Source organism: Bacillus sp. FJAT-52991 (assembly GCF_037201805.1).
Lineage (GTDB): Bacteria > Bacillota > Bacilli > Bacillales > Domibacillaceae > Bacillus_CE > Bacillus_CE kandeliae.
Genome location: NZ_CP147404.1, coordinates 1726039 through 1740938 on the forward strand (window position 1 = coordinate 1726039; position 14900 = coordinate 1740938).

Here is a 14900-nt window from a genome sequence, read left to right on the forward strand (position 1 = left end):
CTCTTGAGGTGCAAAACAAAAAATAAATCACATAAGAAAAAGCAGGGAAATGGATCAAGCATTCACCCTGCTTTTTTGAGCTGTTTGGACGATTCTACTGTTGCTTTGAAATAAAGTTTAATCAAGAATACCCCCACATATACAGAGATAATAAAGTTGTTTAATTTTCGGGAGGCGAATCGTTTATAATAGCTCCCTTTATTAAATATATATAAAATTTATAATGACTCATAGCGAATCATTGTCCATAATCCAATATCTTTAAAGCCTAAACGCTTATATATATTTCCTGCTGCTGGATTATTGTAAAATAAACACAGCGATTTCCCTTCTGCTAATAATTCACTACAAAGCTTTTCCATACATAATGTTGCAAATCCTCTACGTTCAAATTTAGGTCTTGTTCCAACACCAACGATCATGGCAGACTGGGAATTTTCCGCTGTTGAAGATGCTGATGCAACCATCATTCCTTGTTCGTTACGTACAATATAAGTTCTTCCTGTTTTGTACTGTTCAGCGCGCTCTCTCGTTGCAACGCTAAAATTACCCGTTGCAAATTCAGGAATTGCGGTTAACATCTCTATATTTTCGATATATTCTGACGGATGTAAAAAGCTTGCTTTCTTAATTTTTTCTTCATCAACCTTATAGCTTAAAGCTGTACATTTTGCATAAAATGTTTCACTATATTGTCGAACTTCCCTATTTATGAATGATTGTAAAGGCTCTATTAAATGCTTTAATCCGCTTATTTCAATTCTATTTGGATTACTATTGATAATTTCTGCAAATCCTTTTACATCATATTGTTGCTCACTATATGGGATATAATTTTGGTCATATCGCAATAATACAGCAATTAATTTACCGTTTTGAAATTGCCCCCAAATATCTTGAATATCAGAATCGTAACCATATGCTTCAATATCACCAATTATAAATAAGTTTTCTGCTGGTTTATTTCCGATTAGTTCCATTACTGATTCATGATCATTTTTACTCAACTTACGAATCATATTATCCTCCTTCAATAACCGCTTTTTTTTATAAGAAAAAGACTGTCATAATAGAGCCTTACTTTTCTATTGGGGAGATTACATTTTTGGAGCTTCCATACCAAAATTAGCCCATTCCTCTTTTGACGGGCCATAAATACCTGGAACGGTTAATCTTGCTTGTCGCATTAGAACCGTCATTTGTCCACGATGGTGGTTTTGATGCTGAATCAAAAACAACAAAAGGGCCCCATTTGGAATTTTGTCACCTAAAAAGTCTATACATTCTTCTAAGTTTTTATCGCTCCATTGAGTTTTTAATGACTGTATAAATGAATGACTGGCTTGCTGGTAGCTGTCTGCTATAAACTGAGCCGAATCAGGAACGGGCCAATCTTTTGTTGGGGCCTCAAACGTTAAATTTGTATTTGAGGCAATTATGCGAATGGAAGAAACGGTGTGCCAAGCTATACGTCCTAAAGTCCAATTCTGTGAAGTAATTTCCTGTTTAAGTGAGTCATCAGTTAAATTATTTAGCAATTTCTGGGTAGCCTCTGATTCATATTCCCAAGATTTTAAAAAATGGTCTATGGTTATGAACATAAAAATCCTCCTAAGTTTTTTTAAATAACCACTTCGCTAAATATTTCAATTTTCCTTTCAACTATCATGATTTCAACTGTGAAAGTAGGACTTGGCTTCCACTCAGCATTTTTTTCCGAAAAGCCAGCTACGATTAAACAGATAAAAATAAGCCAATCAATTATTTATCTCAGTTGCACGGTGTTTCCCTCTAACTCATAAGGTGTTTATTGGAAGCCCAATCCTTCTCCGGCGATCTGCTACTGTAATAACAAACTTTAATTTTAAATTTCTTTAATAATCTCTACTCTATTACCAAATGGATCTCTAAATTCAAAACGTTCAAAATTTGGAATTGGTACTGACTTTATTATTTTTATATTATTTTCCTCTAAAACTCTTCTCCAATATGACACATCTTCTACTTGATAGGCTAAATGAGCTTTTGTTTTTAACCGATCAAAGTCATCTTCTGTTCCTACATGCACTTCTTTATCGCCAACTTGTAACCAAAAGCCTCCACGTCTTTTAAGTGAATCTGGCTTTTCAATCTCTGCTAACCCTAGTACATTACAATAAAAATGTTTCCCTTTTTCTTCCGCACCCTTTGGTATAGTGATCTGAACGTGATGTAAGCCAATGATCATTTTACATCCTTCCTATGTTTTAAAACCATCTCCATCTCTATTATTCCCTGTTTTGAAATAGTGATAAACTTGACTACTTCCAAGGGCTCTAGGGTAATCGTACACTTTTCCACGATATCGTTCTTCCCTTGAGGATAGAGTCTCACTTGTACGTTCTCCTAGAACATGAATGGACGTATTGCGTATAGACACTTCTTCAAGCAAGTCTACGAAGACTCCTTGTATGTTTATCGTTTCGTATTGGACGTGGTCACGACCAATTGTTTATAAGTTTATTATAAGGGTCCCAGTAGCAAAAGGCGGAAAACATACGGCAAGCAACATTCGACAAAAACCATTTTTTTGATGATAATGCTTAAATACCTTTTGATTTTTTAATGAAAATGCGAACACTAAACATTTACAAACGTTAAAAGTTCGTTTATAATCAAATTTGTATTTGAATGAATTATTTAACAACATTCGTATATTCTTAGAAATATGGTCTAAGAGTTTCTACTAGGAGCCTAAAAAATCCTAACTACGAATGGGTGGGATTACTCTACCCATTTATAGTTAGGATTTTTTTGTTACTTTAAGATTTTGACGAACATTACTATTGAAATTATTCTTTTAGGAGTGTATATCATGGAAAATGTATTTGATTATGAAGATATTCAGTTAATTCCTACTAAATGTGTGGTTAACAGCCGTTCTGAGTGTGATACCACTGTGACACTAGGAGGTCGTCAATTTAAACTTCCTGTTGTGCCAGCCAATATGCAAACAATCATTGATGAAAAGATAGCCCTTTATCTTGCTGAAAATAATTATTTTTATATTATGCATCGCTTTGAGCCAGAAAAACGGCGGTCATTTGTAGAGGATATGCAGGCAAAAGGTTTCTACGCTTCAATTAGTGTTGGAGTGAAAGAAGAAGAATATCAATTCATTGAAGAGCTTGCAAAGGCAGAGCTTACCCCTGAATTCATAACGATCGATATTGCACATGGTCATTCAAATGCTGTCATTAATATGATTCAGCATATTAAAAAACACCTACCCGATAGCTTTGTCATTGCTGGTAATGTTGGTACTCCTGAAGCTGTGCGAGAACTGGAGAATGCCGGTGCTGATGCGACAAAAGTTGGGATTGGTCCTGGTAAAGTATGTATCACAAAAATTAAAACAGGATTCGGGACTGGAGGCTGGCAGTTGGCAGCACTTCGTTGGTGTGCAAAAGCAGCAAGTAAACCGATTATTGCTGATGGTGGAATACGGACACACGGTGATATAGCCAAATCAATCCGTTTCGGTGCATCGATGGTCATGATTGGCTCCCTTTTTGCCGGACATAAAGAATCACCAGGAGAAACCATCGAAAAAGATGGAAAGTTTGTTAAAGAATATTTTGGCTCTGCTTCTGAATATCAAAAAGGTGAAAAGAAGAACGTAGAAGGTAAGAAAATGTACGTTGAGCATAAAGGTTCCTTACAGGATACGTTAACTGAAATGGAACAAGATCTTCAATCTTCTATTTCATATGCTGGCGGAACCACTTTAGACTCCATTCGTCACGTAGATTATGTTATTGTTAAAAACTCTATTTTTAATGGTGATAAAGTATATTAAAGCCTGATTCAAAGAAAGCTTCTAAAGGCAAGTAGTTTAATTCTATGGAGAGAATTAGATGGACAAGCACGACAGCATACTTAATCCGCAGTGATTAAATATGTTGTTTTTTTCATTTTTAATATGCTATAAATTCCTATCTAGTAACTAAGCACGCAACTTCTCCAACGATTTTATTTTATCCCGCATTAACGGGCTGTAAGACCCCCACCTCAACATGGCAGAAGAAACGTAGGCATGTAGGTGGGGGATCAACAGCCCGTAAAAGCCCGATCCGTTCAACTAACAATCAGTGGGGGATGAAGAAAACCCCCATTGATTGAAGTTTCACTTTATCTTTTTATAGGCATCGATAAAATCGTGCGGGCTTGACGTGACCACATAAGCAAAAACCCCACGAATCGTATGTAAGTAGAAAAATCCATAATTGGCAGAAAGTAATCGAAATGACATATCATGAACTTCTATTATCTGGAACTCATGAGAAGCGGTGATCACTTTATCTTGATATAAGTGAAGGTATTCTTCTGTTTGCGAAATCTTTTGCTGACCCCGTTCGATTTGTCGACTAGTAATAATATACGGTTGTGTCGCGTAAAGCATGGCTCTCTCCTTTTGAACTTCTTTTTCAAAGAGTGTAACAGAACATCTGTAAGAGAAAAAGGAAAATGATCGTCATATCTTTTCTTCTATCATTCATTAATGACCTGATTCACCATTGTATATATTTTTTAGCTTACAAATTTTTTATGTTCAGGCTTCACTTTTTCATAAAATTTATCGTTTCTGTTAGACCTTGAGCATAAGGCGTTTGCGGCAGTGGACCAATTTCTTTTTCATATGTTTCTCCAGAAAGAATGACTGGCTTTTCATACAAATACATCATTTCAATCACTTCTCTCATTTCTTTGCTAAATAGTGAAAGCAAGCGGATCATCCCTTTATTTACTTGAAGAAAAGAATGAGAATTTCCTGTAATCTTTTCTAAAATTTTTAGTAATTCATGACCGCTGATCGTCCCTGCTCCAGGAATGTTCCAGCATCTTCCGTAGGCAGATTCATGGCGCGATAATTCAATGAGCGCTTTTGCTCCATCTGGTGTATAAATAAATTCACGTTGTTTAGACATATCGCCCACATACATAGCTTTTTTGTTCTTTATGATATTTTGTAAAGTTGTATGCATCACGGTGTTTGTCGCGTTTGGTCCATAAAAGTCAGGAAAATGAGCGCGAACAGCCGGCACTTCAGATCGAGTGATGAGTTCTTCCATTTGTAAGCGGATGCGCCCTTTTTTTGTATGAGGTTGTTTAGAAGCCGCTTCATTCACCTTTCGATCATGATTTTGCCCGTAAGCATAAATATTATCGACAATAGCCAATTTACATTGATTGATCTTTGCGGCATCGAGGATATTTTGTGTCATGATCGAGAGCTTTTCTTGCCACATAGAATAAGGGATATTTGCTGCGTGGTAAATGATATCGACTCCTTCAGAAGCCCTTATCAAATCACTAAGTTGAAATATATCTCCTGTTATTACTTTTACATTGGACATAGCCGCAAATAATGTCTCCATTTTTGCCTTTGTTCTAGCAAAGGCAATCGTTTGGACCCCTTCTCTATTAAGTTCTTTCACAATTGGATAACCCATTCCGCCTGAAGCTCCTAATACTAATGCTTTTTTCATATTCTCCACCTCCGAATTAATTGACCACTGTTCAATAAAAGGGTAAAAAAATTAGTTTGACTGGATTCCTTTTAATAAAAATTGCACATGAGCATCGGCTAGCTCTCGTACATCAGTCATTGTTTGTCCGCTGCGGCAATACATCGTCACAAATCCATGAAGACTAAGAAACAGCAGCCAAGTTTCTTTAAGTGTGATTTGTCCAGGGCATAGTTCCGTAATAACAGCAGCAAACCGCTCATAACTGACATCGGGTGCGTTTTCTGTGTAGCTCTTTAACTCTTCATCTTTAATCAAAAACATGATTTCATAATCACTTTGATTGTTCATTCCATACTCAATAAAACCAAGCAGCACTTTTTCTAGCTTTTCATCTGAAGAAAGCGGAGAAGCCATAACACCTTCAAGCATTTCGTTCAATTTAGAAAAATTGGCTTTCACTAGGGCAAAAAATAATTCTGCTTTGTTTTTAAAATGATAATAGATCGCTCCATGACTATAATTTAATTTTTTCGCAATTTGGCGCATAGAAGTATGCTGGTAGCCATTTTCTACAAATAAATCTCTAGCGGCCTCCATAATCATTTCTCGTGTTAGTTCCTTCTCTACGGCTTTTCTTGGCATTTATACATCTCCTTATTTTTATTGACCATTGGTTAATAAAAATATATTCCATCATTTAGTGTTTGTCAATAAGAAAGAATGATGAAATACATTACTTTTTCTTTTTTTTATTTTAGATTAGTTAGAGATTTCAAAAAACACATTTTTTAATTTTTTCATATTTCTATTTTTACTCATCGTTAATAAAATCACATCCTAGTATGAATGGTAAGCTTTTATTGGTTAGTCATTGTACATGCTTTCAAATAGATATCTCAGTTCATCTACTTTTCAATAGCTGCCGTTTGGACATAACAATCTATAATTATTCTTTTTTCTACAAAACCCTTCTTTTTACCTAACTAAAAACTTTATCTTTTCTAAAGGCCATCATCAAAAATCAAAAAACGAGCCCTGTAATAAGGTCTCGTTTCATACAGAAAGTAATGCTTTAGCGATGCCGATAAAGTATTCGGATTCGCGGATGATATGATTAATGACCGTTTTGGCTACAGGATTTTTTTGAACAGCTGCACTGTTCTCTTTAATTTGTCGGCACAGTTCAATAAATTGTTCGCTTTGCTTTAGACAAAACTCGGTTAGTTTTAATACTTCTTGATATAGGACAGCTGGAATATAACTGCTTGAACGGTTGAGCGCTTCAATCATACTAACGATCTTTTGATGTGTTTTTGATAAAGACGCCTCCCATTTCTTTAAAGCCTCTACATATTCTTTTTCTAAATCAGGCAATAGTTCTCGAATTACTACAGTATGTTCTTCTTCTTGATGTTTCCAAAATTCAGCTTCATCCAATATTCGCAAAGGCATTTGAGGGCCATAATAAAACTGCATAAAAGTCACCCTTCCATCGATAGTTTAGTACATGCTATGACTGCCGATAAAGAAGTATGAGTGTAGGTAATTAATTGCCAGTATACTTTATGAAAAGGCGGTCAGACTAACAGAGAATGTTATTGAAAAGGAGAATGATGACGATGAAACAGAAAAAAGAGCGGGGCATGGGATCTAGACTAATGAATGAAGAAGAAGCAATTCAATCTGTACAACAAGCAGAAAACGGGGTGGATATTACAAGAGAACAAATAAGTGATGTCTATAACGAAGGAACGGTTGATCAGGAGCGAGAACGCTAAAACAAAAACAAGACAAGAGGATTTGTCCTTTTGTCTTGTTTTCAGTTACTCTACTATATAAGTTGAAATATAGTTTTATTTTTTCTCATTTCTAGAACTTTTATTTGACACTAGTGAATTAAAAATACAATGGAAATATTTCCGCTCCCCACACAAATTATTTCCCCGGCAAGCGCAAGAATTGACAAGGAATTCTATTATTTACGGATAGGTTTCTCTTTGTCTCGACAAATCTCTTTATTGTTTTAGGAAATGACATGAACAAAAGTTAAATCTTCAATAATTGCCCTTATTAGAAAAAATTCAATAGTTTAATTGCTTGAGAGAAATTCTCCCCTAGCATCTGTTAAAATTGATAAAGTTTCTTCCATAAATTGATTAATATCTAAAGGATTTGTTAGTGCGATCCCGTCTTCAATTCTATCAAATCGGAAAGCTCTAATAATTGCAAACAAATCATTTAGCACATTTAGTTCAATTGCCTTGAAAGGTCTCTGTGACGTGTAAGCTGATATAAATTGTTGAAAGCGATCTAATGGTGCTAAACTCCCCTCATATTCTACATGCCAAGCATGATACACACCTACTGCTATACATTCGTTTAAATACACTTCATCTCCTGCTAAATTAAAGTCATAAATGCCTGTGATAAAATCGTTGGAAAACAACAAATTATAGTAACAAAAATCCCCTTGTACTGCTCCTTGTGGTAATGCATGCCAAAACTCTTTTAAAAGCGTTCTTTTTTCTAAATAGTACTTTTTGATTTCATTACATAGTGGTTGATTTGAAAAATGTTGTATAAAGTCGATAAAGCTTAGTTCATTTTCATCATAGTCACCCATCCGATCTGTCGTATTTCCTCCAAACATACTCCAGGACGTCGCTTGCTGAAAGGTCGATTTATATTGTAGTGAAAGCTGGTGTTGTTGACCAAGAAGCTTCCCTATTTCAAAAATTTTGTTGTCATTGATCACCTCAACACTTTCACCGCATACCGCTTGTTCCATTGTTAAAACAAGCCCCTTATATTCGGTAGTATATTGATTTTGATTATTTTTTAAATAGCTTGAAACAGGTAAACCGTTTATCTTTAAATAGGTAGCATATTCGCAGCACTTCTCCCAATGAGTTCGCTCTGCCTTTTCGCCTTTTAAATAAAAATTTTGTTTGTGTGTATCAGTTAATTTCACTAATAAGTGATCTTCATTTCGAATAATTTGAACATTTTCGATTGGATTCAGATGATATATTTCACTAATTTTTATTACTTGTTCTGTATTCATTTGCTCCTCCTTGAAAATTACTGACCGTTTATTGAATATTCAAATGTCTAATATTTCAATTTTTATAATATCTCAAATAAGCAAAGCCAACAATGTAATCACTTTGTTTAGCGGCCACCTCGATTCTCAAAATGATTTTCTTCATCATAGTATGGTAAGATAAAGGTAGATTTGTACGGAGGAGAGGTTCTATGGCAAATACTCATATTTTTACCCGTGGTGAGGAGATTGCTAATTCGATTACTCATGGGATTGGAGCCGTTCTTAGTATTGCCGGATTAACATTATTATTAGTTTTTTCGATTTTCTTTGGGAACGTGTGGCATGTCGTCAGCTTTACGGTTTTTGGAATTACGATGCTGATGCTTTATTTGTCCTCTACGTTAGTACACAGTTTTCCTAAAGGAAAAGTGAAAGATTTATTTGAGATTTTTGATCATGCATCGATTTACTTTTTCATTGCTGGGACGTATACCCCCTTTCTATTTCTAGCAGTCAAAGGAACGCTTGGCTGGACGTTGTTTGCCGCGGTATGGGGGTTAGCTATTGTCGGTACAGTGTTTAAATGCTTTTATGTGAAAAGATTTTTGAAAACCTCGACCCTTTTATATGTAGTCATGGGTTGGTTGATTGTATTTGCTTGGGATACATTGGTACAAAACATTTCAACGACTAGTTTAGTGCTACTCGTCACCGGGGGCATTTTATATACGGTCGGCGCGATTTTCTATGTATGGAGAGGTTTTAAATTTCATCATATGGTGTGGCATTTGTTTGTCTTAGCTGGAAGTGTCGCTCATTTCTTTTCTGTGCTTTATTTATTGCCAAGTCACTAAGAATGAGCGGAAAGACTGTAATAGATGACAGTGAATAATAAAATTATGCAAAAATGAGAGCCGATACTAAAGAGAGTATCGGCTTTTGCTATGTACGGTACATTTTACAGGATAGTGGAAAAAAATCGAATGCCTATTCACATTATAATCCAATCGTTTATAATTTTAAATAGTTAAGTAATTACTTAAATAATTAATGGTGGAGGTAGTAAGGATTGACCATAAATGCACTATTTAAAGCTTTATCTGATGAAAATAGAAGAAAAATATTAGATCTTTTAAGAAATGGCGATTTGACTGCTGGAGATATTGCTAATCATTTTGAAATGAGTAAACCAGGAGTGTCTCAGCACTTATCTGTTTTAAAAAATGCTGAATTAGTGTATTCCATAAAAAAGGGGCAATATGTGTACTATTCATTAAATTCAACTGTTTTTCAGGATGTTTTGAAGTGGATTCTTCAGTTTAATTCAAACTCAAAGGGGGAGGATTTATGATTAAAAAAATTTGTATAAGTTTTTTAATTTTCTTATCTTTTGGTGTCAGTATGTATTTATATGCGACGAATGTAGTGTTTGAAGAAACGAGATATGGTATAACGGAAGTAATATTATTCAGTATTCCGCTTACAATGTGTTTAGTAAACAGTAGTTTGTTCATTCTTCCTAAACAATTTCAAGGCTCTTATTCTCGATATAAAAAAGGAATAGAGAGCATATTTTTATCAATTACAATGATTCTTTTTATGCTGCATTTCGGCTTAATCCTAGCGGCAACAGGTACAGGAGTTAACCTACTCCTCTTAATCCCTATAAGTGTAGGTATGGTGCTTATCACTACAGCTAACACCCTTCCTAGATTTCAATTAGAATTAAATAAAACATCTTCAGAATTAACCCGATCAACTCATCAAATATGGAACATCGTAGCGCGTCCTTTTTCTTTACCTTTGTTTATTGGAGGTTTACTATTGTTACTTTGTGTGTTTCTTCCAGATACTCTGATGTTTGTTGGCTTCTTCTCTATCCTTTTATGTATATTGCTTGTATCCACATTTCTTTCATATAAAGCTTATCAATCGCATTTGAAAAAATTGTAATATGGGCGTGATCCCTTTGAACAGAATGCGGTTCAAAAGAGACTAGAACTGGTGAATTTAAAGGTTATAGGGCATTGTAAGAAATGTTAGCTAGCTTTTATTGACGCTAGCTAACATTCTTTTATTCCGAATAGGAAATCACAACAAAAAAAGTCGTCATTTCCTTGGTCATGTTTTTATACAAATGCTTGTCTTTGGCCTGAAAATGCAGAGCTTCCCCTTTATGCAAGGAATAGTCCTCTCCCCTTATTTCCATCGTCAAATGGCCTTCGCTCACTAAAACATATTCTTCACTCGTAGGGTTATGCTCGTCTGCTTCATGGGTAAACCCTGGCTTTAGTTCAACAAAAAAGATTTCGAATTGCTTATCAGGATGAAAAGGGAAAAGTGAGTAGACGAGATAATTTCCTTGATCATCTACGAGTGGTTGTAGCTCGTCTTTCTTGATTTGAGTAATTTGTGCCGCTTCTTCTTTCATAAAAGCAGAAAACGAAACATTGAGTCCATTCGCTATTTTCCAGAGCGTCGTCACAGTAGGATTGGTGTTGCCTTTTTCGATTTGTGCAAGCATTCCTTTACTGACCCCTGTTAATTCTGCAGTTTGATCTAAGCTTAATCTTCTCTTCTTTCGAATATCTGCAAAGTTTTTTCCGATTAAATGTTGTAGAGAATCCATTTAAGACCTCCTCCATTTTCTTATTGATGATTATAACATACAAATGTATAATATATTAAACAAAAGGAGGGGTTGCTTTGGAGGTCGCCCAAGAAGAAAGGTTAACTTTTGTACAGGGAGTGAAAGATTGTATTCCGACGTTACTAGGGTACATAAGCATTGGATTTGCCGCAGGGGTTGTGGGCATGGCTTCGGGACTAAGTGTGATGGAAATTGCTTTAATGTCCGCCCTTGTTTACGCAGGAGCTGCACAATTTATTATTTGTGGCATGTTAGCAACAGCTAGTCCCCCATCGGCCATCATCTTTACCGCATTTATTGTGAACTTACGTCATTTTTTATTAAGTGCCACATTAGCTCCTTATTTTTCGCAATATTCTTTACTTAAAAATGCAGGCATTGGGTCCCTTGTGACGGATGAATCATTCGGTGTGGCTGCAAGCAGAATTTTCAGCTCCAAACCAGTGAATGATCGTTGGATGAATGGACTGAATCTGACCGCTTATATTACTTGGATCGTCTCTTGTGTCGTTGGAGCGGTTCTTGGCAAATGGGTATCTGATCCTGAAAAATTTGGATTGGATTTTGCGTTGACCGCGATGTTTGTTGCTTTACTTGTTTTGCAGCTGGATAGTTTAAAACGTTCACAGTTAACACATTATTTATGTTTAATTTTGACGATGGTCGTTTGTATGTATGTTTTATCTATTTTTCTATCCATTGATCTAGCTGTCATTTTATCTACGATTATTGTTGCAACGATTGGTGTGGTGACGAGTAAATGAGTGTAAATCCAACTGTCTTATTTGTCATTATTGGTTGTGCCATTGTAACATTGATTCCTCGGGTAGCCCCTTTTCTAATTGTTAGAACTGTAAAGCTTCCTAAGCCGGTGATGAAATGGTTATCTTTTATTCCTGTTTGTATTTTAAGTGCCCTTGTTGTTGGAAGTGTCATTGAAAGAGAACCAGGTCAGTTTCCTAGTTTGAACATAGAAATACTGATTACGTTACTACCGACTCTTCTCTTAGCTATTTGGACGAAAAGCCTATTGGTGACCGTTATTGCTGGGGTGGTGTTGATGGCTTTCGTTCGGACATTGATGTAAAGGAGGTCCATCAAATGAATGATTCACAAGCATTAAAAAGTGAGACTAATTCGCTACAAAGTTATATTGATTCTCCAGACAAGCAAAAACAGCTGTATCGACGGACATTGATGATTGTCGTTATTTCACAAATTTTTGGTGGAGCTGGGCTAGCGGCGGGTATTACAGTTGGGGCCCTTCTTGCTGAAGACATGCTAGGTTCAAATAGCTTGGCTGGAGTTCCAGCTGCCCTGTTCACTCTCGGTTCTGCTTTAGCCGCATGGCTTGTAGGGCGACTTTCTCAGCGTTTTGGCCGCCGTTTTGGACTCGCAACAGGATTCATAGCTGGAGGGATCGGAGCCATTGGAGTAGTGATGGCTGCTACGTTTGATCATATCTTTCTTCTTTTTGTTTCACTATTCATCTATGGGGCAGGTACGGCTACAAACCTGCAAGCACGCTATGCAGGCACAGACTTGGCGACGTCGACACAACGTGCAACCGCCATTAGTATCGCTATGGTCTCCACAACATTCGGTGCTGTTGCTGGGCCAAACTTAGTTAGTATAATGGGAGAATTGGCCACATCCATTGGTGTTCCAGCTCTAGCTGGCCCGTTCATACTTGCGGCTGTCGCCTACATTTTAGCTGGTTTCATCTTACTCATTTTACTTCGCCCGGATCCGCTCATCGTAGCCCAAGCGATTGCAGATGCGAAGACAATGGACAATAGGAAACTGGCAGATCAGAAGACTAAAACAACAGCCATTCAAAAACGAGGTATAGTTGTCGGAGCTACGATCATGGTGTTAACTCAAATTGTCATGGTGGCCATTATGACGATGACGCCTATACATATGCAACATCATGGTCATGGGTTAAATCAGGTAGGAATGGTCATTGGCATTCATATTGGAGCTATGTACCTTCCATCTCTGGTCACAGGCTTTCTTGTCGATAAAGTTGGGCGAACTGTTATGGCGATTGCTTCTGGTGTGACTTTACTATCGGCTGGTATATTAGCTGCTTTTGCACCTGCTGATTCCATGTTAGGACTGACGACCGCGCTGGCTCTACTTGGACTCGGCTGGAACTTTGGGTTGATTAGTGGGACGGCGCTCATCATTGATTCGACTTCCCCATCTACTCGCGCAAAGACACAAGGAACAGTTGATGTCTTAATCGCGTTAGCTGGTGCCTCTGGTGGAGCGATGTCAGGCATGGTTGTCGCCCATTCCAGTTACGCCACCCTTTCACTGGCAGGAGGAATCCTTGCTCTTCTCCTTGTTCCAGTGGTGGTTTGGTCGAGTAGACAGGTGAATCATAACGAATAGCATCTATTCTCAAAAAAACGAGGAAGGACATGTAGCGCTCTTCCTCGTTTTAAAATGATCGCTTCTTTTCAAAACGAGTTAAAGATAAGTGTTCATTCACTTTGATCTCTTCCACTACTTGAAATCCATGTTTCAGATAAAATTGCACAGCTGGTGTATTTTTAGAACCGGTTGATACGATCACCTTTTCGACCTCTTGCTTCTTTTCAATGATATTTAGCAACTTCTCCGCTATCCCTTTTCTAAAGTGTTTTGGATGCACGATTAAACGATGAATATCAACCATATCTTTTTCTATTTTTATAGAGATCGCCCCACAAAGTTCCTCGTTTATAAAATAACCGAAGAAAGTTTCTCCGCATGGTTGTAATGTTTCTACAGTATCCTTTAAGGGAGGAAGATCAGAAAAACCGATGATGTCTGCTTCAATCTGATACGAGAGAAGTTGAACGTTTAACACTTCTTCAGCAACTTTTCGGTTGGTAATGTCAAGTTCTTTAATCAAAGTGCTATTTCTCCTTTCTATCGTTTAGTATTTTTTACTCTCCTAGAAGTTCCTCTGTAAAAAAGCCTATTTTAGCTTTGAAATAAATTTTGATTAAAAATATGTGATAAGTCCAAATGAAGTTTTTCGTGTAATCTTGTCCATGTGTAGGTCCTTTTTATTGGATTTGGACGGGCTACCACCTGACTTTATCCATTATAAAGGACTTTTTCTTTGCACAAAACCGGATGATTGAACATTTTGAGTATTTTAAAAACGGATGTTAATTTAATGCAACACTAGTGAAATCAAATATATATAATGGTACAATTTGTAAGTGGTAAAGTTTAATATTCTTTTAACGACGAGAAAAATCTGGTGAAGGGACTGATTTTTTGAGTAAAACTATTAAGAAGATAGTTATTAACACAATATTGACAATTACTTTTTTAGCAATGCTTATTCCCATAATAATATTCGCAATCGTTTTTGTTTGGAGCGATTATCGAGGGATGGATACTATCGTTTTTTTTGAGGACAGTGATTATGAGATAGCAAAAACATATAATGAATATGCTGTGTTTCATCGAAAGGAAAATAGGTCATTATTCAATAACGTCACAGGATATTTACACGAGGATGATTATTTATATGTAGTAAATAAAGATCAAATGATGATTATTGATTTGAAAAAAGATACACACAATAAAAAAAATATCAGATATTTCCGATGATGAGAGTTTGATTTTAAAAGAAATTATGAAAGATCCCTTAGTCAAGGAGAAATAAGAAATCCCCACTAGTGTTACA

At 36.3% G+C, this 14900-nt stretch carries 19 protein-coding genes and 1 riboswitch; of the genes, 9 read left to right on the forward strand and 10 right to left on the reverse strand.

Annotated elements, in window-relative coordinates; genetic code table 11:
- Window positions 1-218: 218 nt before the first annotated feature.
- From WDJ61_RS08750 to WDJ61_RS08760, 3 genes are all read right to left on the reverse strand, one after another.
- Complete coding sequence (locus WDJ61_RS08750) at window positions 219-1019, reverse strand: GNAT family N-acetyltransferase (protein ID WP_338754509.1); 801 nt, start codon at window positions 1017-1019, stop codon at window positions 219-221.
- Window positions 1020-1097: 78 nt separating this feature from the next.
- A complete protein-coding gene (locus tag WDJ61_RS08755) occupies window positions 1098-1601 on the reverse strand; it encodes a DinB family protein (RefSeq protein WP_338754510.1) in 504 nt (167 codons plus the stop codon).
- A gap of 263 nt (window positions 1602-1864) precedes the next feature.
- The gene (locus tag WDJ61_RS08760) at window positions 1865-2227 is read right to left on the reverse strand and encodes a VOC family protein (protein WP_338754512.1); all 363 of its coding nucleotides are present in this window, start codon (window positions 2225-2227) and stop codon (window positions 1865-1867) included.
- 442 nt (window positions 2228-2669) lie between these two features.
- Window positions 2670-2770, forward strand: a riboswitch (purine riboswitch).
- An 84-nt stretch (window positions 2771-2854) separates the two neighbouring features.
- Between WDJ61_RS08760 and guaC the strand changes: the two genes are divergently transcribed.
- Entirely contained in the window at window positions 2855-3838 is a 984-nt protein-coding gene (gene guaC, locus WDJ61_RS08765; protein ID WP_338754514.1) for a GMP reductase, read from the forward strand.
- Window positions 3839-4165: 327 nt separating this feature from the next.
- On the opposite strand, the gene WDJ61_RS08770 is transcribed toward guaC, so the two are convergent.
- The 4 genes from WDJ61_RS08770 to WDJ61_RS08785 form a co-directional block, all read right to left on the reverse strand.
- On the reverse strand, window positions 4166-4441 hold the full coding sequence (locus WDJ61_RS08770) for a hypothetical protein (RefSeq protein WP_338754515.1): 276 nt from the start codon (window positions 4439-4441) through the stop codon (window positions 4166-4168).
- A 157-nt stretch (window positions 4442-4598) separates the two neighbouring features.
- On the reverse strand, window positions 4599-5528 hold the full coding sequence (locus tag WDJ61_RS08775; RefSeq protein ID WP_338754517.1) for an SDR family NAD(P)-dependent oxidoreductase: 930 nt from the start codon (window positions 5526-5528) through the stop codon (window positions 4599-4601).
- Between the two features lie 51 nt (window positions 5529-5579).
- On the reverse strand, window positions 5580-6152 hold the full coding sequence (locus WDJ61_RS08780; RefSeq protein ID WP_338754518.1) for a TetR/AcrR family transcriptional regulator: 573 nt from the start codon (window positions 6150-6152) through the stop codon (window positions 5580-5582).
- A gap of 411 nt (window positions 6153-6563) precedes the next feature.
- The gene (locus WDJ61_RS08785) at window positions 6564-6986 is read right to left on the reverse strand and encodes a DUF2935 domain-containing protein (protein ID WP_338754520.1); all 423 of its coding nucleotides are present in this window, start codon (window positions 6984-6986) and stop codon (window positions 6564-6566) included.
- Window positions 6987-7129: 143 nt separating this feature from the next.
- Between WDJ61_RS08785 and WDJ61_RS08790 the strand changes: the two genes are divergently transcribed.
- Complete coding sequence (locus WDJ61_RS08790) at window positions 7130-7288, forward strand: YozQ family protein (protein WP_338754522.1); 159 nt, start codon at window positions 7130-7132, stop codon at window positions 7286-7288.
- A 311-nt stretch (window positions 7289-7599) separates the two neighbouring features.
- Here the strand turns inward: WDJ61_RS08790 and WDJ61_RS08795 are convergent, their stop codons facing one another.
- Window positions 7600-8574, reverse strand: coding sequence for a hypothetical protein (locus WDJ61_RS08795; protein WP_338754523.1), 975 nt, complete (start codon window positions 8572-8574; stop codon window positions 7600-7602).
- A gap of 191 nt (window positions 8575-8765) precedes the next feature.
- Between WDJ61_RS08795 and trhA the strand changes: the two genes are divergently transcribed.
- From trhA to WDJ61_RS08810, 3 genes are all read left to right on the forward strand, one after another.
- Window positions 8766-9410, forward strand: coding sequence for a PAQR family membrane homeostasis protein TrhA (gene trhA / locus WDJ61_RS08800; protein WP_338754525.1), 645 nt, complete (start codon window positions 8766-8768; stop codon window positions 9408-9410).
- Window positions 9411-9631: 221 nt separating this feature from the next.
- Window positions 9632-9907, forward strand: a complete 276-nt coding sequence (locus tag WDJ61_RS08805; RefSeq protein WP_413789090.1) for an autorepressor SdpR family transcription factor — start codon at window positions 9632-9634, stop codon at window positions 9905-9907.
- On the forward strand, window positions 9904-10509 hold the full coding sequence (locus tag WDJ61_RS08810; protein ID WP_338754529.1) for a hypothetical protein: 606 nt from the start codon (window positions 9904-9906) through the stop codon (window positions 10507-10509). The genes WDJ61_RS08805 and WDJ61_RS08810 overlap by 4 nt, the downstream gene beginning before the upstream one ends.
- A gap of 121 nt (window positions 10510-10630) precedes the next feature.
- On the opposite strand, the gene WDJ61_RS08815 is transcribed toward WDJ61_RS08810, so the two are convergent.
- Complete coding sequence (locus WDJ61_RS08815; protein WP_338754530.1) at window positions 10631-11185, reverse strand: XRE family transcriptional regulator; 555 nt, start codon at window positions 11183-11185, stop codon at window positions 10631-10633.
- A 77-nt stretch (window positions 11186-11262) separates the two neighbouring features.
- On the opposite strand from WDJ61_RS08815, the gene WDJ61_RS08820 reads away from it, so the two are divergent.
- Genes WDJ61_RS08820 through WDJ61_RS08830 form a run of 3 tightly spaced genes read left to right on the forward strand, consistent with a single transcriptional unit; the run spans window position 11263 to window position 13606 of the window.
- A complete protein-coding gene (locus WDJ61_RS08820; RefSeq protein ID WP_338754531.1) occupies window positions 11263-11970 on the forward strand; it encodes an AzlC family ABC transporter permease in 708 nt (235 codons plus the stop codon).
- Entirely contained in the window at window positions 11967-12293 is a 327-nt protein-coding gene (locus WDJ61_RS08825) for an AzlD domain-containing protein (RefSeq protein WP_338754533.1), read from the forward strand. Before WDJ61_RS08820 ends, WDJ61_RS08825 begins: the two co-directional genes overlap by 4 nt.
- Window positions 12294-12307: 14 nt before the next feature.
- Window positions 12308-13606: an MFS transporter gene (locus WDJ61_RS08830; RefSeq protein ID WP_338754534.1), complete on the forward strand. Its 1299-nt coding sequence runs from the start codon at window positions 12308-12310 to the stop codon at window positions 13604-13606.
- Window positions 13607-13655: 49 nt separating this feature from the next.
- Here the strand turns inward: WDJ61_RS08830 and WDJ61_RS08835 are convergent, their stop codons facing one another.
- The gene (locus tag WDJ61_RS08835; protein ID WP_338754535.1) at window positions 13656-14111 is read right to left on the reverse strand and encodes a GNAT family N-acetyltransferase; all 456 of its coding nucleotides are present in this window, start codon (window positions 14109-14111) and stop codon (window positions 13656-13658) included.
- 374 nt (window positions 14112-14485) lie between these two features.
- Between WDJ61_RS08835 and WDJ61_RS08840 the strand changes: the two genes are divergently transcribed.
- The gene (locus WDJ61_RS08840) at window positions 14486-14824 is read left to right on the forward strand and encodes a hypothetical protein (protein ID WP_338754536.1); all 339 of its coding nucleotides are present in this window, start codon (window positions 14486-14488) and stop codon (window positions 14822-14824) included.
- Window positions 14825-14900: the final 76 nt, after the last annotated feature.

Bases quoted from the DNA above. Each gene is read 5' to 3' on its own strand.
- WDJ61_RS08790 (WP_338754522.1), top strand. From the start codon at position 7,130: ATGAAACAGAAAAAAGAGCGGGGCATGGGATCTAGACTAATGAATGAA.
- WDJ61_RS08750 (WP_338754509.1), bottom strand. From the start codon at position 1,019: ATGATTCGTAAGTTGAGTAAAAATGATCATGAATCAGTAATGGAACTA.
- trhA (WP_338754525.1), top strand. From the start codon at position 8,766: ATGGCAAATACTCATATTTTTACCCGTGGTGAGGAGATTGCTAATTCG.
- WDJ61_RS08770 (WP_338754515.1), bottom strand. From the start codon at position 4,441: ATGCTTTACGCGACACAACCGTATATTATTACTAGTCGACAAATCGAA.
- WDJ61_RS08755 (WP_338754510.1), bottom strand. From the start codon at position 1,601: ATGTTCATAACCATAGACCATTTTTTAAAATCTTGGGAATATGAATCA.
- WDJ61_RS08775 (WP_338754517.1), bottom strand. From the start codon at position 5,528: ATGAAAAAAGCATTAGTATTAGGAGCTTCAGGCGGAATGGGTTATCCA.
- WDJ61_RS08830 (WP_338754534.1), top strand. From the start codon at position 12,308: ATGAATGATTCACAAGCATTAAAAAGTGAGACTAATTCGCTACAAAGT.
- WDJ61_RS08810 (WP_338754529.1), top strand. From the start codon at position 9,904: ATGATTAAAAAAATTTGTATAAGTTTTTTAATTTTCTTATCTTTTGGT.
- WDJ61_RS08785 (WP_338754520.1), bottom strand. From the start codon at position 6,986: ATGCAGTTTTATTATGGCCCTCAAATGCCTTTGCGAATATTGGATGAA.
- WDJ61_RS08815 (WP_338754530.1), bottom strand. From the start codon at position 11,185: ATGGATTCTCTACAACATTTAATCGGAAAAAACTTTGCAGATATTCGA.
- WDJ61_RS08760 (WP_338754512.1), bottom strand. From the start codon at position 2,227: ATGATCATTGGCTTACATCACGTTCAGATCACTATACCAAAGGGTGCG.
- guaC (WP_338754514.1), top strand. From the start codon at position 2,855: ATGGAAAATGTATTTGATTATGAAGATATTCAGTTAATTCCTACTAAA.
- WDJ61_RS08795 (WP_338754523.1), bottom strand. From the start codon at position 8,574: ATGAATACAGAACAAGTAATAAAAATTAGTGAAATATATCATCTGAAT.
- WDJ61_RS08780 (WP_338754518.1), bottom strand. From the start codon at position 6,152: ATGCCAAGAAAAGCCGTAGAGAAGGAACTAACACGAGAAATGATTATG.
- WDJ61_RS08825 (WP_338754533.1), top strand. From the start codon at position 11,967: ATGAGTGTAAATCCAACTGTCTTATTTGTCATTATTGGTTGTGCCATT.